Annotated in this window: 1 protein-coding gene; it reads left to right on the top strand. The window is 38.3% G+C overall.

All coding sequences use genetic code 11. The features are described from left to right. The coding region (locus OCF96_RS09915; protein WP_261447061.1) for a YPDG domain-containing protein at positions 1–355 on the top strand (355 nt) is incomplete at both ends.

Below are 355 nucleotides of genomic sequence, written 5' to 3'. Positions count from 1 at the left end.
TAAAGTAGAAATACCATTAACAGAAGAGAACGGTAAGAAAATTCCATCAGGAACAACCTTCGAAAGCGATCAACCAGACGTTATCACAGTAGATAAAGATGGAAAAGTCACTGTAACAATCCCAGAAGGAGCAAAACCAGGAGATAAGATTACAGGTAAAGTTCTAGTAAGATATCCAGATGGATCAACAGAAGAAGTACCAGTAACAGTTACAGTAGGTGAACAAGATAAAGATATCTACACACCGAAGTATGAAGATGGCCATGGCAAACCAGGAACTAAGGTTGAAATTCCATTAACAGAAGAGAATGGTAAGAAGATTCCAGAAGGTACAACCTTCGAAAGTGATCAACCA

It is taken from the genome of Streptococcus mitis (assembly GCF_946190065.1).
In the GTDB taxonomy this organism is placed as follows: Bacteria; Bacillota; Bacilli; order Lactobacillales; family Streptococcaceae; genus Streptococcus; species Streptococcus mitis_DE.
The sequence above is the reverse complement of the archived record's forward strand: the minus strand, read 5'-3'. Positions and strand labels throughout refer to the sequence as shown.